Annotated in this window: 28 protein-coding genes and 1 pseudogene; 17 read left to right on the plus strand and 12 right to left on the minus strand. The window is 67.2% G+C overall.

Annotated features, from left to right (window positions below; genetic code table 11):
- Positions 1–68: 68 nt before the first annotated feature.
- The 4 genes and pseudogenes from OIE51_RS13560 to OIE51_RS13575 form a co-directional block, all read right to left on the minus strand.
- A complete protein-coding gene (locus tag OIE51_RS13560; RefSeq protein ID WP_326597908.1) occupies positions 69–1,475 on the minus strand; it encodes an amidase in 1,407 nt (468 codons plus the stop codon).
- A gap of 82 nt (positions 1,476–1,557) precedes the next feature.
- Positions 1,558–2,145, minus strand: a complete 588-nt coding sequence (locus tag OIE51_RS13565) for a TetR/AcrR family transcriptional regulator (protein ID WP_326597909.1) — start codon at positions 2,143–2,145, stop codon at positions 1,558–1,560.
- 276 nt (positions 2,146–2,421) lie between these two features.
- Positions 2,422–3,129 (minus strand): annotated as a pseudogene (locus tag OIE51_RS13570) (NADP-dependent oxidoreductase); the annotation flags it as partial.
- 20 nt (positions 3,130–3,149) lie between these two features.
- On the minus strand, positions 3,150–4,091 hold the full coding sequence (locus tag OIE51_RS13575; RefSeq protein WP_326597910.1) for a LysR family transcriptional regulator: 942 nt from the start codon (positions 4,089–4,091) through the stop codon (positions 3,150–3,152).
- 136 nt (positions 4,092–4,227) lie between these two features.
- On the opposite strand from OIE51_RS13575, the gene OIE51_RS13580 reads away from it, so the two are divergent.
- Genes OIE51_RS13580 through OIE51_RS13590 form a run of 3 tightly spaced genes read left to right on the plus strand, consistent with a single transcriptional unit; the run spans position 4,228 to position 6,424 of the window.
- Positions 4,228–5,160: an NAD-dependent epimerase/dehydratase family protein gene (locus OIE51_RS13580; RefSeq protein ID WP_326597911.1), complete on the plus strand. Its 933-nt coding sequence runs from the start codon at positions 4,228–4,230 to the stop codon at positions 5,158–5,160.
- A 48-nt stretch (positions 5,161–5,208) separates the two neighbouring features.
- On the plus strand, positions 5,209–5,865 hold the full coding sequence (locus tag OIE51_RS13585) for an SRPBCC domain-containing protein (protein WP_326597912.1): 657 nt from the start codon (positions 5,209–5,211) through the stop codon (positions 5,863–5,865).
- A 55-nt stretch (positions 5,866–5,920) separates the two neighbouring features.
- Complete coding sequence (locus tag OIE51_RS13590) at positions 5,921–6,424, plus strand: SRPBCC domain-containing protein (RefSeq protein WP_326597913.1); 504 nt, start codon at positions 5,921–5,923, stop codon at positions 6,422–6,424.
- Positions 6,425–6,916: 492 nt separating this feature from the next.
- Here the strand turns inward: OIE51_RS13590 and OIE51_RS13595 are convergent, their stop codons facing one another.
- The gene (locus tag OIE51_RS13595) at positions 6,917–7,240 is read right to left on the minus strand and encodes a hypothetical protein (RefSeq protein ID WP_326597914.1); all 324 of its coding nucleotides are present in this window, start codon (positions 7,238–7,240) and stop codon (positions 6,917–6,919) included.
- Positions 7,241–7,638: 398 nt separating this feature from the next.
- Here OIE51_RS13595 and OIE51_RS13600 point away from each other — a divergent pair, with 398 nt between their 5' ends.
- Positions 7,639–9,060: an ATP-binding protein gene (locus OIE51_RS13600; protein WP_326600620.1), complete on the plus strand. Its 1,422-nt coding sequence runs from the start codon at positions 7,639–7,641 to the stop codon at positions 9,058–9,060.
- On the opposite strand, the gene OIE51_RS13605 is transcribed toward OIE51_RS13600, so the two are convergent.
- The 3 genes from OIE51_RS13605 to OIE51_RS13615 form a co-directional block, all read right to left on the minus strand.
- On the minus strand, positions 9,026–9,400 hold the full coding sequence (locus tag OIE51_RS13605) for a nucleotidyl transferase AbiEii/AbiGii toxin family protein (protein WP_326597915.1): 375 nt from the start codon (positions 9,398–9,400) through the stop codon (positions 9,026–9,028). The two genes, OIE51_RS13600 and OIE51_RS13605, sit on opposite strands and share 35 nt — an antisense overlap.
- Complete coding sequence (locus OIE51_RS13610; protein ID WP_326597916.1) at positions 9,397–9,669, minus strand: hypothetical protein; 273 nt, start codon at positions 9,667–9,669, stop codon at positions 9,397–9,399. The genes OIE51_RS13605 and OIE51_RS13610 overlap by 4 nt, the downstream gene beginning before the upstream one ends.
- Positions 9,670–10,423: 754 nt before the next feature.
- On the minus strand, positions 10,424–11,353 hold the full coding sequence (locus OIE51_RS13615; protein WP_326597917.1) for a LysR substrate-binding domain-containing protein: 930 nt from the start codon (positions 11,351–11,353) through the stop codon (positions 10,424–10,426).
- A gap of 185 nt (positions 11,354–11,538) precedes the next feature.
- Here OIE51_RS13615 and OIE51_RS13620 point away from each other — a divergent pair, with 185 nt between their 5' ends.
- The 10 genes from OIE51_RS13620 to OIE51_RS13665 all read left to right on the plus strand — a co-directional run bounded on the left by OIE51_RS13620 (position 11,539) and on the right by OIE51_RS13665 (position 18,983).
- Entirely contained in the window at positions 11,539–11,913 is a 375-nt protein-coding gene (locus tag OIE51_RS13620) for a hypothetical protein (RefSeq protein ID WP_326597918.1), read from the plus strand.
- 220 nt (positions 11,914–12,133) lie between these two features.
- Positions 12,134–12,796 (plus strand): hydrolase, encoded by a 663-nt coding sequence (locus tag OIE51_RS13625; RefSeq protein WP_326597919.1) that lies wholly within the window; start codon positions 12,134–12,136, stop codon positions 12,794–12,796.
- Between the two features lie 135 nt (positions 12,797–12,931).
- Positions 12,932–13,831: an amino acid ABC transporter substrate-binding protein gene (locus OIE51_RS13630; RefSeq protein WP_326597920.1), complete on the plus strand. Its 900-nt coding sequence runs from the start codon at positions 12,932–12,934 to the stop codon at positions 13,829–13,831.
- Positions 13,832–13,879: 48 nt separating this feature from the next.
- Positions 13,880–14,221, plus strand: coding sequence for a hypothetical protein (locus OIE51_RS13635; protein ID WP_326597921.1), 342 nt, complete (start codon positions 13,880–13,882; stop codon positions 14,219–14,221).
- 259 nt (positions 14,222–14,480) lie between these two features.
- Complete coding sequence (locus tag OIE51_RS13640; protein WP_326597922.1) at positions 14,481–14,789, plus strand: GNAT family N-acetyltransferase; 309 nt, start codon at positions 14,481–14,483, stop codon at positions 14,787–14,789.
- A 30-nt stretch (positions 14,790–14,819) separates the two neighbouring features.
- Positions 14,820–15,242 (plus strand): (4Fe-4S)-binding protein, encoded by a 423-nt coding sequence (locus OIE51_RS13645; RefSeq protein ID WP_326597923.1) that lies wholly within the window; start codon positions 14,820–14,822, stop codon positions 15,240–15,242.
- A 144-nt stretch (positions 15,243–15,386) separates the two neighbouring features.
- Positions 15,387–15,644: an NAD(P)H-binding protein gene (locus tag OIE51_RS13650; protein ID WP_326597924.1), complete on the plus strand. Its 258-nt coding sequence runs from the start codon at positions 15,387–15,389 to the stop codon at positions 15,642–15,644.
- Between the two features lie 249 nt (positions 15,645–15,893).
- A complete protein-coding gene (locus OIE51_RS13655) occupies positions 15,894–16,733 on the plus strand; it encodes an alpha/beta fold hydrolase (protein WP_326597925.1) in 840 nt (279 codons plus the stop codon).
- A gap of 514 nt (positions 16,734–17,247) precedes the next feature.
- Entirely contained in the window at positions 17,248–18,318 is a 1,071-nt protein-coding gene (locus OIE51_RS13660; RefSeq protein WP_326600621.1) for an LLM class flavin-dependent oxidoreductase, read from the plus strand.
- Positions 18,315–18,983, plus strand: coding sequence for an NADPH-dependent F420 reductase (locus OIE51_RS13665; protein ID WP_326597926.1), 669 nt, complete (start codon positions 18,315–18,317; stop codon positions 18,981–18,983). The genes OIE51_RS13660 and OIE51_RS13665 overlap by 4 nt, the downstream gene beginning before the upstream one ends.
- Before the next feature lie 348 nt (positions 18,984–19,331).
- Here the strand turns inward: OIE51_RS13665 and OIE51_RS13670 are convergent, their stop codons facing one another.
- A complete protein-coding gene (locus tag OIE51_RS13670; RefSeq protein WP_326597927.1) occupies positions 19,332–20,084 on the minus strand; it encodes an SDR family NAD(P)-dependent oxidoreductase in 753 nt (250 codons plus the stop codon).
- Positions 20,085–20,197: 113 nt separating this feature from the next.
- Between OIE51_RS13670 and OIE51_RS13675 the strand changes: the two genes are divergently transcribed.
- The 3 genes from OIE51_RS13675 to OIE51_RS13685 all read left to right on the plus strand — a co-directional run bounded on the left by OIE51_RS13675 (position 20,198) and on the right by OIE51_RS13685 (position 22,297).
- Positions 20,198–21,157 (plus strand): AraC family transcriptional regulator, encoded by a 960-nt coding sequence (locus tag OIE51_RS13675; protein WP_326597928.1) that lies wholly within the window; start codon positions 20,198–20,200, stop codon positions 21,155–21,157.
- Between the two features lie 460 nt (positions 21,158–21,617).
- Positions 21,618–21,956, plus strand: coding sequence for a DUF6247 family protein (locus OIE51_RS13680; protein WP_326600622.1), 339 nt, complete (start codon positions 21,618–21,620; stop codon positions 21,954–21,956).
- The gene (locus OIE51_RS13685) at positions 21,953–22,297 is read left to right on the plus strand and encodes a hypothetical protein (RefSeq protein WP_326597929.1); all 345 of its coding nucleotides are present in this window, start codon (positions 21,953–21,955) and stop codon (positions 22,295–22,297) included. Before OIE51_RS13680 ends, OIE51_RS13685 begins: the two co-directional genes overlap by 4 nt.
- An 89-nt stretch (positions 22,298–22,386) precedes the next feature.
- Here OIE51_RS13685 and OIE51_RS13690 read toward each other — a convergent pair whose 3' ends face one another.
- The 3 genes from OIE51_RS13690 to OIE51_RS13700 all read right to left on the minus strand — a co-directional run bounded on the left by OIE51_RS13690 (position 22,387) and on the right by OIE51_RS13700 (position 25,885).
- Positions 22,387–23,292, minus strand: coding sequence for a class I SAM-dependent methyltransferase (locus OIE51_RS13690; RefSeq protein WP_326597930.1), 906 nt, complete (start codon positions 23,290–23,292; stop codon positions 22,387–22,389).
- An 80-nt stretch (positions 23,293–23,372) separates the two neighbouring features.
- Positions 23,373–24,479, minus strand: coding sequence for an NAD(P)-dependent alcohol dehydrogenase (locus OIE51_RS13695; protein WP_326597931.1), 1,107 nt, complete (start codon positions 24,477–24,479; stop codon positions 23,373–23,375).
- Positions 24,480–24,481: 2 nt separating this feature from the next.
- A complete protein-coding gene (locus OIE51_RS13700; protein WP_326597932.1) occupies positions 24,482–25,885 on the minus strand; it encodes an aldehyde dehydrogenase family protein in 1,404 nt (467 codons plus the stop codon).
- Positions 25,886–25,892: the final 7 nt, after the last annotated feature.

Below are 25,892 nucleotides of genomic sequence, written 5' to 3' on the forward strand. Positions count from 1 at the left end.
CGAACTCGGCCGCGCACTCGGCAAGGCGCGGTTCGACCCGAGTTCACCGTGGCGGCCCCTCACGCTTGTCAGATCGTGGGGTGCTGGTCACGGACCGGGCTGAGCGACTCCAACAGCGAGGCGATGTGCAGGATTGTCGACTCGGAGTGCCAGTTTGCTGCCAGCTGCACACCGATCGGCATGCCGTCGCCGCTGGTGCCGAACCGCATGGACAGCGCCGGGAGTCCGGTCAGGTTGAACGGAATGGTCGCTGTCTGGATGTGGGCGGCTTTCACCGTCTGGCCGTTGATGGTGAACCGGGAGAGTCCGTGTTCGTGGGCAGGGATGGGCAGGACCGGGAGCAGGAGGACGTCGTACTGCTGGAAGTACTCGGTGAATGCGTCCCGGAGACGTTCGACGCCCTGTTCGGCCAGGACGTAGTCGTGGATGGACGTGTCGGGGCTTGCGAGCATGTGCTTCGAGACCTTGGCCATCTGGTCCTCGTGACCGGCGGTGACGTCCCGGAAGGCCGGCTTGACCTCCATGACGTGCTGTCGGTAGAAGAGGTCGAGCGGATTGTCCCCCTCTAGCGCCGGGATGCTCACCGCATCGACCAGAACCCCCGTACTCTGCAGCGCTTCGGCGGCCTTCTGCACGGTGGCGGCGACCTCCGAGTCGATCGGGCCGAGTCCGGAGTCGATCAGCCATCCGACGCGGACGGGCCGGTCCGGCGACGTGCCCAGGCCGGCGTCGAATTCGTGCGGAACGGTGGCGAAACCGTCGGCACCGTCCGGGCCGGACAGCAGCGAATAGGCCAGTGCGAGGTCGCGGATGGTGCGGGCCATCGGGCCGGCGTGCCAGTCACGGCGGGGCGCCCGTGGCCAGACCCCGGTCATCGGGATTCGCCCGTGCGTTGCCTTGAGGGCGACGATGCCGGTGTGAGCAGCCGGCCCGCGCACCGAGATGGCCAGGTCGCTGCCGAGCCCGAGAGGCGACATGCCGGCCGCGATCGCTGCTGATTCGCCGCCGCTGGAACCGCCGGACGTACGGTCGAGGTTCCAGGGGTTGTTCGTCCTGCCTGTCAGGAGGTTGTCGGACTCGGTCGAGTACGAGAACTCCGGGAGGTTGGTCTTCGCGAGGAGGATCGCGCCGGCACGCTTCAGACGGGCCACGCTGGTGGCGTCCGTGTCCGGGATGCGGCCCTCGAAGATCGGGGAACCACGCTGGGTCAGCACCCCGGCGGTGTCGAACGAGTCCTTGGCCGTGAACGGCACGCCGTGCAACGGCCCGACCTCCACGCCGGCCGCCACTGCAGCGTCCGCGGCCTTCGCGGACTCAAGAGCCCCGTCGGCGAGCGTAACGATGGCATTGACCTTCGGATTGGTGGCCTCGATGCGATCGAGGTGCGCCTGCACCACCTCGACGGAAGAGACCTCCCTGTTGCGGATCAACTCAGCGAGTTCGCTCGCGTCGGAGTGGATGAGGTTGGTGGTCACGACGGCCTCCAAGTTTAGACCGGTCTACTAGTAGATGGAGCCCGCCGCCTGGACCGGTGTGTCGCAGGCAGTAGAGGGCTTGTCAGGTGTGGAGGACCTGGCGGGTGACAGTCATGGCACGGTCGAGATGGTGCGCACTGCGATGAATCTTCGCCATCATGCTCGCTCCGAGCCACAGGTCGTAGAGAGCCTCGGCCGCCGTGCGGGGGCTTGCATCCACGGACACGGACCCATCCGCAATACCGTCGGCGATCATCTGCTCCAGGCGGTCGACGATCGCAGTGGTCCCGACTTTCGTCACCACCCTCATCACCTCGGAGAGGTCGGCAACCTCCGCGCCGAGCTTGACGACCAGGCACCCGCCTTGGCAGTCGTCCACAGCCTGCGTGTCGTAAAACCTCTGCCAGTAGCTCATCAGGTGCTCTGCAGAGCTCTTGCCCTTGTCGACAACGATGCCATCCATGGTCGTGAGGTAGTCGTCGAAGTAGCTCTTCATCATCGCCTCGCCGAAGGCGTCCTTGGAGGCGAAGTAGTGGTAAAACGACCCCTTTGGGACACCGGCCGCGGCGAGGACCTCATTGATGCCGACCGCGGCGTAGCCCTTCGCGGCTACGATCCGTCGTGCGGCTTCCAGAAGACTCTGGCGCGTCTCCACCTTGGTGACTGACATGTGTAGACCGTAACACCAGATTAGACCGGTCGTCTAGAATGCGAGACCGGGGGACCGGGGACCGGCAGCCGACAGCGCGTTTTGTCGCACGTGGTGGTCGGTACGCGGACGCCAGGACGGCTACACCCGGTTCTCAGTCGGCGCGGGAAGTCACATCTTCCGTGTGAACAGCTAGAAACACTTGTGGTGAGGAAGCGCAGGGCAGAGCAAAGCACGGCTGGAGGCTGGTAGCCGTTCGCCAGTGGGGCCTCGCTCACGCGGGGCCCCACGACGGGATCAGAGGGTGAGGACGAGCTTGCCCTGGAGGTGACCGCCGTCGAGCAGCCGGTGCGCGTCGGTGACGCGCTCGAACGGGAACGTCTCCTGCACGTGGACCCGGAGCCTGCCCTGTTCGACGAGTTCGACGAGTTCGACGAGTTCGACGAGACCGCGCAGGGCGACCGGATCGGGGTCGACCGCGATGCCGCTGAAGCGCACGCCGGCCGCCTCGTACTTGGCGACGAGTTGCGCGTCGTCCTCGGCGACCGCCGTCACCAGGTGCCCGCCGGGGCGGAGCACGTCGAGCGACCGCTCGACGGTGTCGCCGCCGATCATGTCGAGTACGACGTCGATGTCGCGGACCGCCTCGGTGAAGTCGACCTCCGTGCAGTCGATCACCTCGTCGGCGCCGAACGCCTCGACGAACTTTCGCTTGCTCCCGCCGGCGGTCGTGATCACATGCGCGCCGAGCGCTTTCGCGATCTGGATCGCGACGTGGCCGGCCCCGCCACCACCGCCGTGGACCAGGACGCGGTCGCCCTCGCTCACGCCGGCGAGGTCGACGAGGCCCTGCCACGCCGTCAGCCCGACGACCGGCAGCGCTGCCGCCTCGACGTGCGAGAGCGACGCCGGCTTGCGTACCAGGTGCGACGCCGGCGCCGACACGACCTCGGCGTACGCGCTCGCCGCCCGCGGGAACAGCGGCATCCCGAACACCTCGTCGCCGTCGGCTGCGGCGGCGATGCTCAGGAGGACGGCCGTGGTGTCTCCTCCGGAAGACCGTCCTGTGCGAGCTGATTCCGCACATCGAGAGGCACACTCATGCCGAGACTGCGCAGATCGCCGATGAAACGTGCGACAAGCGGATCCGGTTCCGTGGACGTCACCGCCACCAGTTGTCTGACCCACCGCGGAGAGAACGGTCGCACTGCTCCCGGAAAGCCGTGGCTGACCGCGCTCACGGGACACACGGCGATTCCCAATCCGGCAGCCGCGAGCTGCGGCGCCGTCGCAGTCACCGATGTCCTCATCACCGTCTCCGGGTGGACTCCCGCGCGGGCGAAGGACTGGTCGAGCCAGGCGCTGAGGCCGTTGTCCGGTGTGAAGTGAACGAGCGGCGCACCTTCAAGATCCTCAAGGCGTACCGCCGACTGCTCGGCCAGCAGATGGTCGACGGGTGTCGCCACCACGATCTCCTCCTCTGCGACGGCGGTGATTGTGAAGCGGCCGGCCGAGGGAGCGGTCAGCACTGCTACGTCGACTTCGTCGGAGTCCACGAGGCCGAGTGCCTCGTCCATCGCCGTGGACTCGCGCAGCGTGATCGCGACCTCTGGATAGCGGCGATGCCACTGACGAATGACGGCAGCGAGCAGCGGCACCGTGAGGCTCTGCGCACAGACCAATCGCAGGACACCCCCAGCCGCTTGACCCGCTGCGCGTGCCGACCGCACCGCGGAAGCGGCCGCTTCGATCGCTCGTCTGGCATCCGCGACGGCGGCACGCCCCGCAGAAGTGAGCTTGACCCCCCGAGGCTCGCGGCGAAGCAGGACCGTCCGGGTCTCGCGTTCCAACGAAGCGAGCTGATGAGAGACAGCAGGTTGCGACGAATGCAGCAGCAGCGCGGCCTGCGTGATCGATCCGGAGTCCGCGACGGCGACAAGGCACTCCAGTGCCCGTAGAGAAGCCATCCATGAATTTTATCGCAGACCTTCGAAGCATGACTGTGATTGAGGGAAGCCATCCGGATCCCTGGTTGCTCTGAACCCACGAGACCTTCTCGCCCAGGGCTGGCGAGGGGACTCACACAGAGCGAAGGAGAGATTCATGGCACAGGTGTTCGTTACCGGCGGTTCCGGGTTCATCGGCCAGGTGCTGGTACGTCGGCTCCTCGGCGCGGGGCACTCGGTAGGTGTTCTGGTTCGAAGTGAGGCATCGGCTGCGAAGATCTCGGCGCTGGGCGCGGAGCCCGTGCGGGGCGAGTTGACCGACCCGCTCACGTGGCGGAACGATGTGACGGGCAGTGATGTGGTGTTCCACCTCGCCGCCGAGACGGATGTCGCCGCTGATCGTGAGCGCCATGAGCTGGTGACGGTTCGCGGCACCCAGGCAGCCGTCGATGCGGCCCGCTACGCGCAGGTTCCACGTTTCGTCCACTGCGGGAGCGAAGCCGCGCTGCTCGCCGGCGCCCCGCTCGTCGAGGTCGACGAGACCGCGCCGCTGCGGCCCGACTCGGAGGCCGCTTACAGTGCGGTGAAGGCCGTGGCCGAGAAGATCGTGCTCGACGCGAATACCCCGGGCTTCGCCACGGTATCGATTCGCCCGCGGTTCGTCTGGGGTCCCGACAGCTTCCTCGTCGAGGGCCTGGTCGCGGCGGCGAAGGCGGGACAGTTCGCTTGGATCGACGGAGGCCGGTACACAACCGACGTCACGTTCGTCGAGAACGCCGTCGAGGGACTCGTGCTCGGATGGCAGCGCGGCCGGCCGGGTCAGGCCTACTTCATCACTGACCGGCACCGCGTCACCCTTCGCGAGTTCCTGGAGACCCAGTTCGAGATCTATGGCGTCGACGTCCCGATCCCCGACATGGACGCCGAGACCGCCGCCGACGAGGTCCCCGTTCCCGCGCGATGGTTCCTCGGGCAGCAGTGCACCCTGCGGACGGACAAGGCCGTTGCCGAGCTCGGATACGAGCCCGTTGTCGAGCACGCCGCCGGCCTGGACGCCGTCAGAAACTCGGTGGCACTCAGCCGCGCATGAAGCGCCATCCACCTTCAACCGGGCGCACGTCAACGTTCTGGCCGGCCTGTGTACGGCGAAGCGCACAAGCAGCGAGTGCGGCCGAGCAACTCGTACGTCGATGACGAGGGAGACCGCGACTTCGAAGATGCGGTCGGGCTGCTCGCGGGCATCCAGCCGGCGTCGCGAATACATGACCGCCAGGGAGCGGTCCAACGTTTGGAGATTTCCATGTTTGAAGCAATAAATTGGCCGGAGGCCATGGCTCCCAGCCGCTCCCCCATCCACTTCACCAACGAGCTCGAGGTCGAAGCCTCTCCGGAAACGATCTGGTCCCTGCTCGTGGACCCTCGAACCTGGCCCACCTTCTACCCGGGCGTCGGACATGTCCAGCTGCTTGACGGCCATGACTCACTGCGCCTCGGAACTCGATTCGAAACCAACCTGGCCGGCCAGGACGTCTTCGCGTCCGTACAGGAGTTCCAGCCTGAGACGCGTATCGCCTGGGGTGGTTACCCCAAGGCGTCTGAAGCATCCAGGGCTTACCACGCCTGGATCATCACACCCACGCCAAAGGGGAGCCACCTCTGGACCGAGGAGACGATGCGGGGCCCGCTCTGGATCGAACTGGCGAAGCAGGATCCCGAAGTCTTTTGGCGCACGCACGAGAACCTTCTCACGGCGCTCGCCAAGGTGGCGACCGAGCGTGAAAATCAAGCCGGTTGACTCGCGAGGCGCATTGAAGTGCTCTCACCAAAACACCCTGAAAGGAAAATGGCCGATGTATGACAAGGTAAAATGGCCCGAACGGTATGACCCGAAGTTGTCGGCTCTCTACGCGCTCAATGATATCGACGTGAAGGCGCCGCCTGAAGTGGTATGGAAGCTGCTCGTCGACGCCGAGAACTGGTCGAGTTACTTCCCTCCCGAAGATCGCGTGAAGATCCTGACCGGCGAGTCGGTACTGGCTCTCCGAACCAAGTTCAGCCGAGTGACGGTTGGATTTCCCATGACTCTCGACGTGACGGAGTATGAGCCGTTCACCAGGCTCGCGTGGGAGACGACAGTCGACGGCGACGAAACGGGTTCGAGCGCGTACCACGGCTGGGTCATCACGCCCACGGACAATGGTTGTCACGTATTGACCGAGGAAACACAGCAGGGCCCCTTCTTCGTCGAGGAACTCGGACGTAAGCATCCCGGTGCGCTTTACCGCTATCACCAGGACTGGGTCGAGCGCCTCGCCCGTGCCGCCGAGGCGGAAGTGGCAAAGCCTGCGGCCTGACCCGCACGAATGCATGACCGTCGGCGAGTCCCCCAAAATCCTTACGCCGCCGGCGAAGACCACCCTCGTCAACCACGCACGAGGTCGCTGGCCACAAATCGGCCCAGCGCCCGTGCTATTGCGTGCGACAGGCGTGCAAGAAAGTGCGAGTAAAGATCGGCAACTGGTGCGTTGAGTCGCGTGTCGCTGTAAAGTGATCCTGCTGGTCGGAGCCGGATATGAGGGCGCTGGCCAGCAGGGACGGAAGCTGTCCGTGTGATCTTCCCAAGCTCAGAGCGCGAGTTCGATTCTCGTCGCCCGCTCCACCCCCAACCCCCAGGTCAGCGACCTGGGGGTTGGGGATTGTCCAGACCGGTCCAGGCCGTTGCACCAGGTCCGCACCAGAAGCTTCGACCGTGCCGAGTTCCGATCCGGAACCCCTTCCGGGACGGGAAACTTCTCGCGCTCACTCATGCCGCGTTCCGTCGGCCTCGGATTGGGTCCGGAGGTTGTTCACCAGGAGCGTAGCCGTATGGGAGAAAGGGTAGTTCGGGCATCCCAAGCTCCTTTCGCATGGCGTTCCGAAGTCGCCTGGAGCGCACGGGAATACCGCAACTGAGCGGCACGGAAGACCTCATCATGATGCCCTCGGCCGTCGGCCAGGAGATCGCGGACGGCCCTGCACTTACGGAACGCATGCACCGCCGTTGCGACCACCGCCGTCGGCGCAAGCATGGTGAGCCGGAACCGCGTCTCATACACATTGGCGTCTTCGAACTTGGCCAGGATGGCCCGGCGGCGTTCCTGTGCCGAGTCGTAGTCGTCCTCGGCTGCCATCCTCATCCCTCGAAGGCGCGCGCCATGTGCGTGAGATAGGCGGGGTACACCTGACGCTGGACCTCCCCCACCGTCCGCTGCCGGTTTCTCGCTTCCACCGCCGCCTCTCCACGGCCAGGGACGACCGGGCACCGATGACCATACCCGTGATCGCGAACAGCGGAGCTACCCAGCCCGAGGGACCCCTCCCGTGATCTCCCCTGGCTCCTGACGGACGCGGAGCCACCGCGGCCATGAGATCGACAAGTACTGACGTCGCGCAAGCATGGACCGGGCCATCGGCTCCGCAGTGGACGGGCCACGGCCGATGGAGTGGTGTACCGACGGCCGCCTGACAAGTGACTTGCATTGAAGAAACTTTCTTGTTTGCATGTTTCAAACCAATGGAAGGGGCGATCATGGATGGTTTCGTCGGGCGACGCACCGAGCTGGCAACGCTTGAGGACCTGCTGGCGCCAGTGGTCACCGGAGGTCGTGGCGGGCGGCGAGGTCGCGCCGTGCTCATCCGAGGGCGTCGGCGGGTAGGCAAGTCGCGGCTGGTTGAGGAGTTCCTGGAGCGTTCAGGGTTTCCGCACGTGTTCTTCACAGCCGTCGGGGGCTCGAAGCAGGAAGACTTGGCGGGCTTCGCCGCCGAGGTGGCCGGATCTGAGCTGCCCGACGCCTCCCATGTTGCCGACTTCTCCGTACCGCAGACCTGGGACGCCGCCCTGAACCTCCTGGCGGGGGTGCTGCCCGCTGACACACCTAGCGTCGTCGTTTTCGACGAGATGCCGTACCTCGTACGGGAAGATCCCGCGTTCGAAGGCGCGCTGCAAAAGGCTTTCGACCGGACCCTGTCCAAGTTGCCCGTACTGCTGATCCTCATCGGCTCCGATCTGGCCATGATGGAGCAGCTGAACACCTACGGGCGCCCCTTCTACCAGCGCGGCACCGAAATGGTCGTCCCGCCGCTCAACCCGGCCGAGGTGGCCGCCATGCTCGATCTGCCGCCCGCCGACGCCTTCGACGCCTTCCTGATCACCGGCGGACTTCCGCTGATCCTCGAGGAGTGGCCTCGGGGCGCCGACCTCTGGGGTTACCTGGACCGGGCCTTGCGGCGGCCAACCTCCGCTCTGCTGATCAGCGGTGAGCGCGCCCTGGCGGCGGAGTTCCCCACCGAGGCACAGGCCCGCACGGTCCTCAGCGCCATCGGACACGGAGAGCGCACCTTCACCCTCATCGGCCGCGCGGCCGGCGGCCTCAACCCCGGCTCACTGACCCGCTCACTGGAGCTGCTCACCTCCCGCCGGATCGTCGCTGCCGACACCCCTCTCTCCACCCGCCCGAGCCGGGAGACCCGCTACCGAATCGAAGACCCGTACCTCCGCTTCTGGCTCTCCTTCATCGGTCCGGGTATCCCCACCATCGAGCGGGGCCGCGGGGAGCGGGTCGTCGAAGCGATCCGCAGCAGCTGGCCCTCCTGGAGAGGACGGGCCGTCGAACCCGTTCTCCGGGACGCTCTGTGGCGACTGGCCGACGACCGGCTTCCTCCTGGCACTGATGCTATCGGCGGGTACTGGACCCGGAGCAACGATCCGGAAATCGACATCGTCGGCGCGGACCGCTCGCCCATCGCCAAGAAGGTCACGCTCGTCGGCTCGATCAAGTGGCTGGAGAACAAGCCCTTTGACCAGCGAGACCTCTCCCGTCTGATCGTCCACCGGTCCCAGCTGCCGGGCGCCGACGACGCCACCCCGCTGCTCGCCGTAGCACGCAGCGGATGCACCGCCGGAGGGATCGCCCACCTCACCCCGGACGACCTCCTCGACGCCTGGGCATAACCACGAGGCCGAGCCCGACCGATGCGAGCCCGCGCCCTGGTTTACCGGCGGCGGCAATGCTCCGGACAGCATCGAGGACGGCTTCCGGCGTCGCCGCCAGCCGATCGGCCCGCAGAGCCACGTCGCGGGTAGGGCGACGGATGTCGTAGGCGGCCAGCAGCGCACCTCCCTTGAGGACGAACCGGTCCGCGTACGGGGAGCGCACGAGGCGGTCCAGAAAGCACTCCAGGACATACAGCTGATGCAGCTCCTCGGTGGGCCGGCCGCTGCGCCGGGCCAGGTTCTGCAAGTCCAGGTAGGTGCGGCCGGCCTCGGTGGCTCGCGTGGGACGGGGAGTCACAGCAGGACCTCCAAGGCCTTACGCAAGGGTGCGGATGCCTGGGGAAAGTGCTTGGCCATCGCCATGAACGTCGCCGGACGGCTGCCGCGGCGGCGCAGCCAGGCACGCAGCGCCTCAACGGCAAGATCCGTTGCGCCGGTGATTCCCAAGCTCAGAGCGCGAGTTCGATTCTCGTCGCCCGCTCTGAAAGTGTAAACCTGCAGGTCATAGGCGCTCTTCGTGTCTCGAGGGGCGCCTTCGGCATTCCTCGAGCCAGGCAACTGATGCACCTTTTGCTACATTTCGTGACCCTTCTGCGCCCTGAGCTCAGCCTTTCCATGAGCCTTCAAGTCGCCCGCAAAGGCCCAAGTTCAGGAGCCCTGCACGGAACGGCGCACCAGTTCGCGCGCGAGATAGATACCACAGGCAGGTGCATCTCGAGAGTGCGCGATGTTGACCACCATGCCGACAGCGAACGCCGACCGAGTCAAAAACCGCCGGCTCAAGTTGAGACAGCGGTGTCGGGCTGCGACGCCGGGTTTCGTCCGCGTACGGCATCGCGCCGATCGCCTTCCGCGCCCTGTCTCCCGAGTCGGCGCCGCACTCCCCCGCCGAGACCGGCGGGCTGGCCGCGCTGGCGGCGCTCCTGCCGTGGGGCGAGTGAGGGCGTCGGCCGGTCAGGCGTCGCAGAACGCGGCGGTGAGCGGCGGCAGCGGCGGCGCCGCCCAGGGGGCTGGTCCTGGCCGCTCACCTCCGCCGCCAGGTCGTAGACGGTGGTGCCGACGACGAGCCGGCGGTCGCCGAACGGGGCGGTCAGCGCGTAGCTGTAGTAGCCGGGTCCGGCGCCGGTGGCGCCCCACTGCTCCGCCCCCTCCCGCACCACTGCCGCCGGGGCAGTCCGCAGCTTTCGTCCTGCCCGGGGTGTTGCAGTGCACGGTTGGCGGCCCTCGCCGGCTGCGCGACGCAGGCGACGGGGTCGAACGACCGCGACCGTGCGTGTCGGAGCGATTCGGTGATCGAGGCTGCGGGCCGCAGCATCACGCGCTAGGTGATGGGCCTGCGTAGCCATCCGTTGCGTTCAGCGCATCGTCGGGCGGTGGCGAGGACACCCGCAATGGCAGGCGACGGATCGTTCGCGGGCCACAGCACCGAGAGTTCTGCCACGATCAACGGATCGACCACATCGCGACGAACGATGCCGGTGTTGGCCTTCGCGGCGTGCTCGGCGAACGATTTAGGGGCCAAGCCGACCTCGCGTCCGCTGGAGAGCCTGGCGAGCATGGCGTTTACCGGCGGATCCTCGAACGCGCAAATCTCGGGTGAGAAGCCTGCTTCGTGGCACGCGGCGACGATGCCGTCGTAGTACGCCGGGGCGAGACGCCGAGGGAACAGCTGCAGCGTCTCGTCGCGGAGGACCGTCACCGGGATCGTCGGTGCGGCAGCGAGGCGGTGGCGAGTGCTGAGAAGCGCGGAAACGGGCTCTTCACGGAGAATCTCGTCCCCTACCCCGTCGCGCGGCTGCGGTGAGAGGGCGAGACCGATGTCCAAGTCGCCAGCACAGAGCCGTTCGGGAATCTCGGCGCTGAACAACTCTCGAGGGTCGATCGTGAAGTCGGGGTGGTCTTCCTGGAGAGCATTCAGAAGCACCGTGAGCGTGCCGAAGCTCGTGACCGGCGTATAGCCCAACCGAATCGTCGTCGCGATCCCGGACCCGGCCCGCTGGGTGAACTGCACGGCTTGCTCCAGCGCGGCCAGCGCTATCGGTGCCTCGTGCGCCAGCGTCCGGCCCGCGGCCGTGAGCTGCACCCGACGGCTCGAACGCACAAAGAGCGGGGTTTCGAGGGTCTCCTCAAGCTTGCGAATCTGATGGCTCAGGGACGGCTGGGAGATGTAGAGACGCATGGCTGCGCGGCCGAAGTGGAGTTCCTCGGCTACGGCCATGAAGTAGCGGAGGACGCGGGGGCTGACATCCATAGACGAATCCTATTGCCCGGCGTCCGGACAAGTCTTGGACGCCCGCCGGATGGCCGCCGTAGCGTCGGTTCACGCCACGGGAGACGTCCCAACCTGCCCCGCCGAGTCTGGCCGAGCCTGGCCGGAACCGGTCTCGGTTGACGTGACCGGCCTCCATGGCACATCAGCCCGGCAAGGAGAGAAGCGTGAACATCGCCGTGATCGGACGAGGCAACATCGGCGGCGGGCTCGCCGAGCTGTGGGAACGTGCCGGGCACCAGGTGACGCGGCTGGGGCGCGGAGGCGGCGACGTCGGCGCCTCGGAGGCGGTGCTGCTCTCCGTCCCGGGAACCGCCGTGGAGGTCGCTCTGTCATCCATCGTCGGCCTTGAGGGCAAGACGGTGCTCGACGCCACGAACCTCTATGTCGGTGCCCGGCCTCCGGCCGGGTTCTCCTCCAACGCCGAGTACGTCACGTCGGTGACGGGCGGGCCGACGGCGAAGGCGTTCAACACAACTTCGCCTCTTTCTTCGGCAGATCGCCGATGCCCGTGTACGGCCGAGCAACCTGAGGTCCGGTGACGACGAAGCCCAAGGCCTTGTCAGGCAGCTCAGTCTCGACGCCGGATACGACGCGGTCCGCCTGGGCGACCTGAGCATGGCCGCCGCTCAGCAAGGCCTGGTCGGCCCGTTCTTCGCGATCGCGCAGTCCGGGCTCGGCCAGTTCGTCTACCGGATGGCATCGCCCGAACAACTCTGACTCTCACCATCGACCGTTCAACCCATCACAGAAGGAACCACCGTGACGCGCACCGCAAAGGCCGGACTGGAAGCACTGCTCACCCCCGGGGAGAGCGTCCTGGTGCTCATTGACCACCAGCCCTTCCAGTTCACCAATCTCAACAGCCACGAATCAACCATGATCGTCAACAACGTCGTCGGCCTGGCCAAGGCCGCGAAGGTGTTCGACGTCCCCACGGTGCTGACCACGGTGATAGAAGAACGCGGCGGCTACCTCATCCAGGGCCTCCAGGACGTCTTCCCGGACCAGAAGCCGATCAACCGCACGTTCATCAACACCTGGGAAGACCGTCGCGTCGTCGACGTCGTGGAGAACACGGGGCGCAAGAAGCTGATCATTGCCGGGCTGTGGACGGAGGTCTGCGTCGCCATGCCCGCCCTCCAGGCGCTGGGTGAGGGGTACGACGTCTTCGTCGTCACGGACGCCAGCGGCGGGGTCACTGCCGAGGCGCACGACATGGCGGTGCGTCGCATGGTGCAGGCCGGCGTGGTACCCATCACCTGGCTGGCCGTGGCCAGCGAATGGCAGCGCGACTGGGCTCGCGAGTCGACGGCCGCCGCGCTCGCGCCGGTTCTCTTCGACCACGGTGGCGCTAGCGGGATCGCGCTCACCTGGGAGCTGCAGCTGCTGGCCACACCCACCACCGAGGGTGCTGGCGTGTAGCGCTGACGGCTGCTGAGCCGGAGGCGGTCTGGCGCTCACGGCCGTGAGCGCCAGACCGTCTCCCAGTGTTTCAACGAGCGGTCGGCGACCGCACACCACGAAGACAAGCGCCGCAGAAGCATCGTAAGGATGGTCATGTCCGCAACCGTCACAGGCACAGACGCGCCAGACGAGGGCAGCACGGGAAACGGCGCAGCTCACTCGGAGCGCGCGTTGCGGTACCCGGCAGCCACCGACCAGCACGAGGCGATCACGATCGGAGTGAGCATGTCTCTGACCGGCCCGCTCGGCCTCAACGGGCGTTCGGCCCTCCTCGCGCAGAAGATCTGGACCGACGACATCAACGGCCGCGGTGGACTGCTCGGGCGTCCCGTCCAGCTCGTCGTCTACGACGATCGAACCGATGGCACGCTGGTCCCCGGCATCTACCGGCGGTTGATGGACGTCGACGAGGTCGACCTTGTGCTCGGCGGCTACGGCACGAACACACTCGCTCCGGCGATGCCGCTCATCGCCGAACGCAACCAATATTTCGTGGGACTGATGGGACTCGGCGTCAACACCGAGCGGCAATACCCGAACTACTTCGCGATGATACCCACCGGACCAAACCCCAGCTCTACGCTGACAGAGGGTTTCTTCGAGCTCGCCGCCCGGCAGGTGCCGCGTCCCCGCACCGTGGCCTTCATCTCAGCGGACGCGGAATTCGCCCACAACCCCATCATCGGTGCCGCGGAGAACGCCAAGAAGCACGGATTCGCCGTCGTCGACGAGAGAACCTATCCGCTGTCGACCAGCGCGTTCACGCCGATCATCGACTCCGTGGCCAGCAAGGACCCTGACCTGCTGCTCCTGTGCTCCTACCTCGATGACTCGATCGGCCTGGTACGGGCGCTGCGTGGCAGTGACTGGGCGCCGAAGATGGTCGGCGGGGCCATGATCGGCCCTCAGAACACAGCGGTGGGGACGGAGCTCGGCCCGTTGCTCAACGGTTTCGTGAACTACGAGTACTGGGCGCCGGTATGCCTAAAATGATGTTCCCGGGCGTTCAGGAAGTGCTGAACGCCTATCAGGAACGGGCCGGTGAAGGCCGGTGTCGACCTCCTGGGGCACTACATGGTTCCACTCGCCTACGCCCAGATGCAGGTGGTCGCCAAGGCCGTCGACGCAACGGGCGGTGTCGACGACGCGAGTCTCTCGGCGTACGCACGGGAGGTGACCTTCCCGACCGTCATGGGCGATGTCAGGTTTGGAGCCAAGGGCGAGTGGTCGGAGCCCCGTGTCCTGCAGGTCCAGTTCCAGGGAATCTCCGGCCATGAGGTCGGTCAATTCCAGAACGGATCGCGGCAGATCGTCATGTCCCCACCGGAATCGTCCTCCGGAGAGCTTATCTTCCCCTACGCGGAAGCTTTCGCCGCCGAGTGACGGAGGCCAACCGCAACCTTTCCAAAACGGATCGCCGGATACGGCGGCGACCCGTTTTCGAATCGCTCAGGACAGGACGTTGTCCAGGTACTCGGGAACGCCCTGGGGTACCGGCCTCCTCTGAGCGCGAACTTCAGGGCGGGGCGCTGAAGTTGCCGTAAGTGGGTGTGGCCACGCTTGCAAATTAGACACATCGATTCATCAACTGGACTGGGTTTGGCGTGAAGCAAGGCCCATGCGGAAAGCACATGGAGAACACGTGACAGTGGAAGTGAGTGACGTTCCCGAGGCTAAGCGGTACGAGGCTCGGGTCGATGGAGAGTCCAAGGTCGCGGGCGTCGCGGATTACATCCGTACGACGGAACTCGTCGCCTTCGTGCATACCGAGGTCTCACCGGAGCACGAGGGCAGGGGGGTTGGGGCGGCATTGGCGCGCACCGCCCTCGACGAGGCGCGCGCCGCGAACCTGCGGGTGCTGGCCACCTGCCCGTTCTTCGCGGGGTGGATCGCCCGGCACCCCGAGTACATGGACCTGCTGTATCAGTCCCGCAGCAGAGTCAGCGACTGAACACCGAATATGGCAGCGACGGAGGCTGGTATGAGCAGCGGAACCGAGAAGAAGGCGTACGAGGGCAAGTCGATCACCGTGACCTTCGAGGCCAGGCGCTGCCTGCACGCCGCCGAATGCGTCCACGGTTTGCCTGAGGTCTTCGACCCGGGTGAGCGCCCGTGGATCCGGCCGGACGGCGCCGAGGCCGAGCGCCTGGCCGAGGTGGTGCGGCGCTGTCCCTCGGGTGCGCTGCAGTACGAACTCGTGGACGGAGGGTCGGAGCCCTCGGACCGGCCCACGCAGATCACGCACAACTCCGCCGGGCAGTTGATCGCGCGCGGCGAGTTGAGCATGGACACGGCGGCAGGCCCGCGCGCGGAGACCAGGGTCGTTCTGTGTGGTTGCGGGCAGAGCCGCCTTCAGCCGTACTGCGACCATACGGGGCCATGCGGTCAGGCAGCGTCGGGCTGACCCGCCCCTCTCACACGTAAGTGGCCCAGAAGAACCAGGAGTCGAGCAGATGTCCCTCGCCGTGCAGTTCTCCGAGTACGGCACCCCTGACGTGCAGCGTGTCGTCGATGTTCCGCCGCCCACCGCGGGCCCTGGACAGGTGGCGTGAAGAAGGACGCAGACATCGCGCTCAGCCGCAGTGAGCTGAATTGGCTGATTCTCCGTCCATCACTACTTATCGACGGTCCAGGAGCCGGCGCCGTGTCCCTCGGTCCAGCGGAGTTCCGCGGCCAGATCACCCGCGACGACGTTGCCAGCACCCTCGCCGAACTGCTCCACGAGCCCCGTATCGGTCGGCAGATCCTCGAACTCAACACAGGTTCAACACCGATCGAAGAGGCGGTCCGAGCGAATGTTCGCTAACCAGGGAGTGTCTTGCCGATCATGGTCGAGCCAGATGAGTGTGCTGGCGAGATGCGCATGAGCTGATGCTGCTGGACCGCGATCTGAAGATGGTGGTCTGGAGGCCCCACCGCTTAACGTGCGTCACGATGTCGGTCAGCGAAGGCTCGAAAGCGGATTCGCGCCGTCGACGCCAGTCTAAGAGTAGGCATAGAACATAGAGGATCTGATCCTCCGTGCCCGCCCACAGCGACTCAGAAAGGACATGAAATGGGGTACATGACCGTAGGGAATGAAAACAGCACGCCGGTCGAGCTCTACTACGAGGATCAGGGCGCGGGTCAGCCTGTCGTCCTCATCCACGGATATCCACTGAACGGTCACAGCTGGGAGCGCCAGACGCGAAATCTCCTCGCGGCCGGATACCGTGTCATCACCTACGACCGTCGGGGCTTCGGCAAGTCGTCAAAGGTGAACTCCGGATATGACTACGACACCTTCGCCGCAGACCTGAACGCCGTGCTGGAGACGCTCGACCTTCGCGACGTCGTCCTGGTGGGCTTCTCGATGGGTACGGGCGAGGTCGCCCGCTACGTCTCACAATTCGGATATGAAAGGGTCGCCAAGCTGGCGTTCCTGGCCTCGCTGGAGCCTTTCCTCGTCGCCCGTGACGACAACCCCGAGGGTGTGCCGCAGGAGGTCTTCGACGGAATCGAGGCGGCGGCGAAAGGTGATCGGTACGCCTGGTACACGCAGTTCTTCTCGAATTTCTACAATCTTGAGGAGAACCTTGGCAGTCGGATCAGCCAGGAGGCCGTCACCGCGAGCTGGAACGTGGCGACGTCGAGTGCCCCCGTGGCGGCCTACGCGGTCGTTTCCGCTTGGATCGAAGACTTCCGCACCGACGTCGAAGCGGTCCGCGACAGTGGCAAGCCAGCTCTGATCTTGCACGGCACGGCCGACAAGATCCTACCCATCGACGCTACCGCCCGCCGCTTTCGGCGGGACTTGCCCGAGGCGCAGTATGTGGAGATTGAGGGCGCCCCACACGGGTTGCTCTGGACGCACGCAGACGAGGTTAATTCAGCCCTGCGCTCCTTCCTCGACTAGATCCGCGACGAGACCGAAAGGCATTCGTCATCGGCTGTTGATTACTGAGGTGCGGTTCCTTACTCGCGGCGCACCACGGAGCAGTCTTGGCGGCGTGAAGACCCCATAGGGCACTGGCCGGTGGCCTCTTATTGTTACCAGGGCTTCATACGAGAACGGCTACCCCCGCTTCCAATGAGAGCGGGGGTAGCCGGGCAACGAATGGTGACAGGTGTGCGCTGCCCACCGGCCTTCCCGAGTCGACGAGCCCCACCGCCTTGCCGAGCATCTCGTTCTCCGCCGATAGCGTCGCCGGTTCGAACTGACGCATGGCTTTCGACACCTGCCGCGTCAGGCGCGGGAGCAGAGCGTCCGACTGTTCGGCGAGCAAGTCGCCCGCGCGTAACTGAACTTCCAGCTGGGAGCCAACCGGCAGGGAACTTGCGCAGATCACTCAGGGCGGCGAACCCGCCCGCGCCTCATGACCTCGCACCACCACACACGGACACAACGAAAGCTCTGAGGAAGTTAAATGATGGATGTTTCGCAGATCGAGTTCGGTATCGACAGCTTCGGGGACCGGCCCCGTGACGACCGCGGGGAGATCGTCTCGCACGCGCAGGCGATCCGCGCGGCTGTGACCGAGGCGGTGCTGGCCGATCAGGTCGGCATCAACGTGGTCGCGTTGGGCGAGCACCACCGGCCGGAGTTCGCGATCTCGAGCCCTGAGACGGTGCTGGCCGGCATCGCGACCGCCACGAAGCGCATCCGGCTCGCCTCGGGGGTGACGGTTCTGTCTTCGGACGACCCGGTGCGAGTGTTCCAACGCTTTGCCACCGTCGACGCGCTCTCCAGCGGCCGCGCCGAGGTGATCCTCGGACGGGGTTCGTTCACCGAGTCGTTCCCGCTGTTCGGGTACGACCTGAAAGACTACGAGGTGCTGTTCGAAGAGAAGATCGATCTGTTCCACCGACTCCTGGACGAGACGCCGGTTACCTGGGAGGGCACCACGCGTGCCGCCCTACATGATGCGGACGTGTACCCGAAGACCGAGTCGGGACGTCTCGATACCTGGGTAGGGGTTGGCGGGTCACCACAGTCCGTGATCCGCACCGCCCACTACGGGTTTCGGCTCATGCTCGCCATCATCGGCGGCGCCCCCGGCCGGTTCGCTCCCTATGTTGACCTGTACCGGCGGGCGAGCGAGCAGCTCGGCACCACCGCACAGCCGATCGGGATGCACTCGCCGGGGTTTGTCGCCGCCACCGACGCCGAGGCGAAAGAACTGTTCTACCCCGGGTTCAAGGAGACTCGCGACCGGATCGGGGCGCTGCGCGGCTGGCCGCCGATCCGCCGGGAAGAGTTCGACGCCGAGGTGGATCACGGATCTCTCTATGTCGGCTCGGTCGAGACGGTCGCGAACAAGATCGCCCAGGCGATCCGAGCGCTCGATGCAGGCCGGTTCGACATGATCTACTCGGCCGCCGGCACCGTCTCCGCCACCGCCCGGCTACGTTCAGTCGAGCTGTATGGCACCCAGGTCATCCCCCGGGTCCGCGAGCTGCTGGCCGAACAGCCCACCACCACGGCGGGGGCGACACGATGACCACGCCCGTCACCACCATCGGCATCCTGGGGGCCGGGAAGGTCGGCACCGTCTTGGCGCGCCTCGCGGTCGCAGCCGGCTACCGGGTCCTGATCTCCGGATCCGGAGACCCGGCGAAGATCGCGCTGACCACCGAGATCCTCACCCCCGGCGCGACCGCCGTGTGGCCGTCCAAGGCCTCGGACGCCGCCGACGTGGTGATCCTCGCCCTCCCGCTCAGCAAACACCGCAACCTCCCGATCGCGGAGCTGGTGGGGAAGCTGGTCGTCGACGCGATGAACCACTGGTGGGAAATCGATGGTCCCCGCGAAACGATCGTCCCGCCCGATACCTCCTCGAGCGAGGTCGTGCAACAGTTTCTGACGGGCGCGCGAGTCGTGAAAGCCCTCAACCACATGGGTTACCACGACCTCGAAGACGGGGCCCGCCCAGCCGGAACCCCCGGGCGCAAGGCGATCGCGATCGCCGGCGACTCACCCGGGGATCTCGCCGTCGTGTCGGAGCTGATCGAGAGGCTCGGATTCGACTCACTCACCATCGGCGACCTCGCAGCGGGCGTCCGGCTCGAGCCCGGCACGCCTGCCTTCGGCGCCAACGTGGGCGTCGACCAGCTTCGCACTCTTACCAGCATCCCTGCTCCGGCCACACTCATGGAGCGCCCATGAACCGACAGTCGGCACCTCGGCCGGACGCTGAACCCTCTCTGGTCTCCTACCGCTTCCCACACGACGACTCGTGTCTCGTGATCCTGTTCACATCAGTTCGAGTTGTTATTGACGAGTTTCTTCACGTTGGTCGCGACGAGTCGGACCTTCGCGAGAACCTCGTCGGCAGTCGCGGTCCAGGTAAACGGTTTCGCTGTCGTGTTCCAGGAGTTGATGTAGTCGCGGATCTACGCAGCTCAGCCCCAAGGAAGCCATTCCTTCCGGGGCCGAAACCCCGGGCCTCCTGGCTAGATAGCAGCGGCATAGAACCTGGAACGCTTCAGATGCCACCCACCGTGTGGTGCCTGCTCAGATCTGGTTCGCGCCTCCGTCAACGTAGAAGTTCGCGCCGACGACGTAGCTGCTCTGTTCCGAGGCCAGGAAGGCCACGACTGCGGCGGCCTCCTCAGGCTGACCCATGCGGCCCCTGGCCACGGTCGCGGCGACATTCTCCTTGACGGCCCGAGCGGTCTCCTCGTCGCCGAAAGCGGCGGTGCCCCCGGGAGTCTCGATCCATGCCGGCGAGACCACGTTGACCCGGATGCCATGGTCCTTGAGCTCGTTGGACCACGTCCGCGCGAAGGACCGGACGGCCGCCTTCGACGCCGCGTATGCGCCGAACGCCTCTACTCCACGGTCGCCGGCAGTCGAACCGACCAGGACGATCGAGGCTTCGTCGTTGAGCAGCGGCAACGCCTTCTGCACGGTGAACAGCGTGCCTCGGACGTTGACCGCGAAGGTCTGGTCGAAGTGCTCCTCGGTGGTCTGCTCCAGCGTCACGAACGCGCCGACCGCCGCGTTCGCCACAAGCACGTCCAAACCCTTGCCCCGCGCCCGGACCGCAGCATAGAGCCGGTCCAGGTCCTCCGGCTTCGAGATGTCGCCGACGACCGCGGTGGCCCGGTCTGCTCCGATCGTCTTGACGGCGGCCTCCAGTTCGGCCTCGCGCCGGCCGGTGACGAATACGTACGCGCCCTCGTCCGCCAGCCGTACGGCGGTGGCCAGACCGATCCCGCTGCTGCCCCCGGTGACCACCGACGTCTTGCCATCCAGCTGTCCCATGTGGGTGTCTCCATCACTCTCTCGATGCCGATCCGTTCAACATCGATACTGCGGGAGATCGGGGATACTATCCATGATGCAGAGTCCGGTATTCTTTACGTATCGTCCAGGAGGTGTCGTCGGTGCTCGGATTTCGGGATCCAGTGGCTGACGCGATCGGCCTGCTCCGGCCCCGCACGGTGATCGGGCCCAGCCTCCGGGCCGCGGCAGAGTGGGCGTTGCGCTTCGACACGTTCTTGCACGTGCGGATCGGGGGCCTCGTGCGCGGCACGTGCTGGTTGATCCTCGAGGGGCACGAGCCGGTGCTCCTGCAGGAGGGTGACACCTTCATGCTGGGCAACCCGCCACCTTACGTGCTGGCCAGCACGCTCGACGCAAGCCCGCGCCCTGCGGAGCCGGTGTGGGCGGGCGCCGAAGACGGGTTCGTGCGGATCGGCCCGGAGTCCGAGGAGGACCTCTACCTCTGCATCGGGCACATCGCGTTCGACGACAGGAACGCGGCCCTCCTGACCGATCTTCTGCCGCCGCTCGTGATCGTCCGCGTGGCCGATCCTCATGGCAGGCGGCTCGCGCAGCTGATCGATCTCCTGGCCACCGAGGTCGGGGTCGCCGCCGCCGGCGGCCCGCTGGTGCAGAACCACCTCGCACAGGTCCTGCTCGTGCACATGCTGCGCGCTCACGCCGGTCAAACAGACCGGCCCACCGGCTGGCTGGGCGCCCTGAGCGAGGACGGCATAGGTGCTGCCCTGCGCGCCGTGCACGCGGACGTGGCGCACTCCTGGAGTCTCAAGGAGCTCGCCGAGATCAGCCACATGTCGCGTTCCGCGTTCGCCCAGGCCTTCAAGAGGCACGTCGGGGTCCCGCCGTTGGAGTACCTGATCCAATGGCGCATGAGCCTCGCGCGCGATGCCCTCGCCCGCGACACTCTGTCGATCCCCGAGCTCGCACGGGCCACGGGCTACCTGTCCGAGAGCGCGTTCAGCACCGCGTTCCGCCGTGTGGTCGGCTCATCGCCCGCACAGTTCCGGAACCAGGCACGGCAGCCACCGCGCTCGGCCGCGAACGGAAGCTGAAGGAGGCGTCCTGTGCTCAGCTGCGCCGCTCACGCTGGCGACGAAGACACCAGCGCACCGCCCGCCGACACCACTACCAGCGACGCGGACACGCGTCATAAACGCGATGTAGTTACTAGAACGCAGCGCCCTGGCCGAGGTTGAGATAGTACGCGCCCTCAGGCGCGCCGACCCTGCGGCCCTGCCGCGCGTACCGGAGTTCCTCGTGCCCCTCGCAGCGGTGGGCCACAGACGGAGTGTCGGCGTCGGCCGAACTCGGCGTCGCGGTTCGCTGCCGTAGGCCGACGGGCCGGCGCTGCCCTTCACTCCTCACGCAGTGACGGATCCGATTCTCTTGGTTACCCGCCGTCGCGCTTGAGTTCCCGTTATCGTCAGACACGCTGGCTGGCAGCCGACAACGAAGAGAGAAGGGGCACCCGCATGACGACCGCATCGGACTCCTCGGCCGGACGTTCCCCGGATCCCCCAGCCTGCCGGCACCCCTGAGGATCTGCGTGCCGCACTCGCGTTGCTCGCTCCCCAAACGCTGCCCACGTTCGACGCCGAACGCGCCGTCGCCCTCCAGCAGGCTCGCGAGCAGGTGAGCGCCGCGCCCATGCGCCGCTTTGTCGGTCAGTGGGCGCTGTATGTCGCGATCGAGCGCCACCCGAATCGGACCGCACACCTGCGAGCACTGGAAACGCGCGCCTCCGAGGCCGACGAACTCGCAGAGGCCCGCGTCACCGCGGCCGAAATCGGTGACATCATCGACACCGCAGTGGCCGAAGCCGGCATCCAGCGCGGCCAGAGCGCACTGTGAGCGACAAGGAACAGTGGCGGTGGGAGTACGACCCCGACGGCGAGCACGTTGCCTCCGGACTTCCCCCACACGTAGTCACCGAAGTCGAGCGACTGGCCGACGAACTGGTAGCCCTCGCTGAAGTCGGCATCGACGTCACTGACATCGGCGCCGGCCCAAGCCACGGCGGGCCCGGCGGACTTCGCCGCATCCCTCTCCTCACGGACGGCTGGTTCTTCGCCCTCCCCGCACCCGTCCTTCCGCGTCGCCCCGCTCTGCGTGGAGAGGGTGTGCCCGGTATGCCGCAGGTCGTAGAACCGGAAATCCTCAGGCAGTCCCGCCCCGCCCTGAATCGCCTGTGATACCAGGCGGTCGTTGGCGATGTCGGCGAAGGTCCGGGCGGTGTACGGATGCCGGCCCGGTGCGGACATCGCCGTGAGCGCTGCGGACGTCATGGCCGGGGCTTGTGCGCGAACACCCACCGATTCCCCTCCAGCGCGTCGTTCGGCTCGGGGAGGGGGCCGCGTCCGTGCTGGTGGGTGAAGTCGAAGGGGGTGTGTACCCGGGTGGACCAGCCCTTGGCCGTCAGGTCGCCGACGGAGTCGGGTCGTGGTCCCTTGTCGAAGAGGTGGAGCAGGTCGATGCCGATCTGTGCTCGCGTCGCCGTGTAGATCGCGCTGTCGCGGTACGCCAGCAGGTCCTTCTCCAGCTTGGCCTCGAAGGCCAGTGCGCTACCCGCGGTGGTCAGCCGGTCCACCGAGTCGATGAGCCGCGTCTCGGCGGGGCTCGGCAGGTAGAAGAGCAGTCCCTCGGCCAGCCAGACGCTCGGTGCGGCTGGGTCGAAGCCGGCGGCGGTCAGCGCGGTGACCCAGTCGGCGCACAGGTCGGCCGGTACGGGGACGCACTTCACCTGCGGGGTGGCCGACAGGTCCGTGAGCACCTGGTGCTTGAACGCCAGCACGCCCGCCCTGTCGATCTCGAAGACCACGCAGTCGGACGGCCAGTCCAGCCGGAAGGCGCGGGTATCCAACCCGGCACCCAGCAGGACCACTTGGCGAGCGCTCGTGTGGACCGACCGGAGGAGGAAGTCGTCGAGGACCCTGGTCCGCAGGCCGAAATAGCGGGCGAACCGCCCCCACAGCGCGTTGTCGTCGCCGTCCGGGACCTGCTGGATGCGCACCGGCCAGTCCGCGCACGCCGGGGCGGCGCGCACGAAGTGTTCCGCGTAGACGTCCTGGGCCAGGCTGTCGTGGCGGTGGGTCTCGATCGCCCGTGCCGCAGCGACCAGGAGGGCGGTCAGACCCACGCCTCCCTCCACGCCGTCCACGTCCGTGTGCTGCGGCGCCATGCCGACCATCTTTCCTCCATTGGCGGGAGTGGGGGCTACGAGGTGCCTGCTTGTCGGATGCGGTGAGTCGGCGGTGTCGCGTGCCTCGCTCATCGGCTTCCTCTCTCCGGGAGCAGGACGGGTTTGACCACGCGGCCCGCGTCACAGTCGCGTTCGGCCTCGTTGATGTCGGCCAGCGGGTAGGTGCGGATCAGCTGGTCGAAGGGGAAGCGTCCGGTCTGCCACAGCCTGGTCAGCAGGGGTATCAACAGTCCAGGTACGGCGTCCCCCTCGCTTATGTGGCGGATGCTGCGGCCTCGGTCCAGCGTGCCCGGTTCGAGCGGCAGCGCGGTGTGGAGCCGTGCCACCAGGCCGAGGCTGCCGGTGGGGCGCAGTGCCCGGAGCGCGTCGTTGATGAGCGGCGGCGAAGCCGTGGTGTCCAGCGCGTACTGCGCGCCGCCGTCGGTCAGCCGCCGGATCCGCTCGGGCAGTCCGGCCGTTCCGGCGGGCAGCGGGATCGCGCCGAACCGTTCGGCCAGGACCAACCGTTGAGGATGCCGGTCGACGGCCACGGTCAGCGCGCCGGCGGCGGTGGCCGCCATCACCGCGGCCAAGCCCACCGCTCCCGCGCCGAAGACCGCGAGGGTGTCGCCAGGGCCAACGCCGAAGGCGTTCAGCACGGCTCCGGCGCCGGTGAGGAAGCCGCAGCCGAGCGGCCCGAGCAGTTCGACGGGCAGTGCGGGGTCCACTCGGACGGCGTTGCGGGCCGGGACGAGCGCGTACTCGGCGAACGAGGACTGGCCGAACCACCGGGGGGCCAGCGCTTCCCCGGTCACGTCGGTGAGCCGCGGCACGTCCTCCTGGCGTCCTCCGAAGAGGTTGAGGGAGGCGAAGGAGTCGCAGTAGGCAGGTGCCGCGCCACGGCAGTTCCGGCAGTGTCCGCAGGAGTCGAAGCTCAGCACGACGTGGTCACCGACGCCGATCGCGGTGTCCGGGCCGCCGCCCGTCCGCACCACGACCCCGGCCCCCTCGTGGCCGAGCACCGCCGGCAGCGGGCTGCGGCCGGCCGATCGCCGGACCGCGAGATCGGTCCGGCACATCCCGCAGCCCGCGATCTCGACCAGGATCTCGCCCATGGCGGGTTCCGTGCGCAGGGTCACCTCCTCCACCGCGAACGGGTCCTCGTACGAGCGCAGTACGGCCGCCTGAAACCTCATCGTCATGGCTCCTGCGGGCGGTGGACGACGAACGGCCGGAGGTTGCCATACAGACCCCACGGTCCGCCCGCGACGCCGACACCGCTGGTTTTGACGCCTGCGAAGGGCTGGGCGAGGGACAGCTCGGCATGGTGGTTGATCCAGGCCGTGCCGCATTCGAGCCGGTCGGCCACCGCCTCGGCCCGGTCCAGATCGGTGCCCCATACGGAGCCGCCCAGTCCGAAGCCGGTGCCGTTGGCCGCGTCGACGGCTTCGTCGAGGCTCCGGTACGGCAGCACCGGCAGGACCGGTCCGAACTGTTCCTCGGTCACCACTGGGCTGCCGGGCGGGACATCGGTGAGGATCGTGGGAGCGAAGAAGTAGCCCGGCCCGTCCAGCCGGTGGCCGCCGGCCGCCGCCCGGGCGCCGTCCGCCAGGGCCTGCTTCGCGATCCGCTCGACTCGGGTCAGCTGGGGGGCGTTGTTGACCGGGCCCAGCTGGGTCTCCGGGTCGAGGCCGGCCCCGACGACGACGGTCTTCGCGCGCTGGGCGAGGGCCTCGACAACCTCGGCGTGGAGCCGGGCCGGGGCGTAGACGCGTTTGACCGCCATGCAGACCTGCCCGCAGTTGCGGAACGCGGCCCAGAACAGCCGGTCCGCGATCCGGTCCACCTCGACGTCGTCCAGCAGGACGGCGGCGTCGTTGCCGCCCAGCTCCAGGGTGACCCGGGCGAGCGAGGCCGCCGCCGCTTCGGCGACGGCCCGCCCGGTGGGCGCCGAGCCGGTGAAGGTGACGTGGCGAATACCCGGGTGGGAGGCAAGGCGGGCGCCGAGGGGTCCGCTGCCGGTGACGACGGTCAGTACGTCCTCGGGCAGGGCGGTGGCGAGGAGGGAGCAGAGCAGTCGGGTGGCGAGGGGGGTGAGCGGGGACGGTTTGAGGACCACGGTGTTGCCCGCCGCGAGCGCGGGCGCGAACTTCGCCGCCGCGAGCTGGAGGGGAAAGTTCCACGGCACGATCGCGGCGACGGGTCCGAGGGATCGCCAGCGGATCTCGCTGTGTACGGGCCGACCGTCGGTGATCCGCCGAGTTCTGGGGGCGAGGTCCGCGAAGTAGCGCAGGCGGGCCACCGTACGGGCGATCTCCGCGTAGGACTCGGCCAGGGGCTTGCCCTGTTCCCGGGTGAGCAACCGGGCGAGGTCGTCGCCGGCCGTCTCCACGGCGTCGGCCGCCACGCGCAACGCGGTGGTGCGGGCGGCGGGGTCGGCGCGCCAGCGGTGCCAGGCCCGATGGGCCCGGCCGACCACGGCGTCCAACTCGTCCGGCTGCTGGTCGGGGGCCTCGTCGAAGGTCTCCCCGGTGGCCGGGTCGATGACGGCGAAACGTGCGGCCCGGCGTCCGGCGACGCGGTCGGGCTCAGAGGTCGGCATGCCGGTG

The sequence above is a fragment of the Streptomyces sp. NBC_01803 genome, from assembly GCF_035917415.1.
In the GTDB taxonomy this organism is placed as follows: Bacteria; Actinomycetota; Actinomycetes; order Streptomycetales; family Streptomycetaceae; genus Streptomyces.

What these genes read in the sequence shown, in the direction of transcription:
- OIE51_RS13580 (WP_326597911.1), top strand. Translation starts at nt 4,228, where the DNA reads ATGGCACAGGTGTTCGTTACCGGCGGTTCCGGGTTCATCGGCCAGGTG.
- OIE51_RS13615 (WP_326597917.1), bottom strand. Translation starts at nt 11,353, where the DNA reads ATGGATGTCAGCCCCCGCGTCCTCCGCTACTTCATGGCCGTAGCCGAG.
- OIE51_RS13630 (WP_326597920.1), top strand. Translation starts at nt 12,932, where the DNA reads ATGTCCGCAACCGTCACAGGCACAGACGCGCCAGACGAGGGCAGCACG.
- OIE51_RS13695 (WP_326597931.1), bottom strand. Translation starts at nt 24,479, where the DNA reads ATGAGGTTTCAGGCGGCCGTACTGCGCTCGTACGAGGACCCGTTCGCG.
- OIE51_RS13600 (WP_326600620.1), top strand. Translation starts at nt 7,639, where the DNA reads ATGGATGGTTTCGTCGGGCGACGCACCGAGCTGGCAACGCTTGAGGAC.
- OIE51_RS13595 (WP_326597914.1), bottom strand. Translation starts at nt 7,240, where the DNA reads ATGGCAGCCGAGGACGACTACGACTCGGCACAGGAACGCCGCCGGGCC.
- OIE51_RS13700 (WP_326597932.1), bottom strand. Translation starts at nt 25,885, where the DNA reads ATGCCGACCTCTGAGCCCGACCGCGTCGCCGGACGCCGGGCCGCACGT.
- OIE51_RS13575 (WP_326597910.1), bottom strand. Translation starts at nt 4,091, where the DNA reads ATGGCTTCTCTACGGGCACTGGAGTGCCTTGTCGCCGTCGCGGACTCC.
- OIE51_RS13660 (WP_326600621.1), top strand. Translation starts at nt 17,248, where the DNA reads ATGGATGTTTCGCAGATCGAGTTCGGTATCGACAGCTTCGGGGACCGG.
- OIE51_RS13670 (WP_326597927.1), bottom strand. Translation starts at nt 20,084, where the DNA reads ATGGGACAGCTGGATGGCAAGACGTCGGTGGTCACCGGGGGCAGCAGC.
- OIE51_RS13645 (WP_326597923.1), top strand. Translation starts at nt 14,820, where the DNA reads ATGAGCAGCGGAACCGAGAAGAAGGCGTACGAGGGCAAGTCGATCACC.
- OIE51_RS13590 (WP_326597913.1), top strand. Translation starts at nt 5,921, where the DNA reads ATGTATGACAAGGTAAAATGGCCCGAACGGTATGACCCGAAGTTGTCG.
- OIE51_RS13690 (WP_326597930.1), bottom strand. Translation starts at nt 23,292, where the DNA reads ATGGTCGGCATGGCGCCGCAGCACACGGACGTGGACGGCGTGGAGGGA.
- OIE51_RS13655 (WP_326597925.1), top strand. Translation starts at nt 15,894, where the DNA reads ATGGGGTACATGACCGTAGGGAATGAAAACAGCACGCCGGTCGAGCTC.
- OIE51_RS13665 (WP_326597926.1), top strand. Translation starts at nt 18,315, where the DNA reads ATGACCACGCCCGTCACCACCATCGGCATCCTGGGGGCCGGGAAGGTC.
- OIE51_RS13565 (WP_326597909.1), bottom strand. Translation starts at nt 2,145, where the DNA reads ATGTCAGTCACCAAGGTGGAGACGCGCCAGAGTCTTCTGGAAGCCGCA.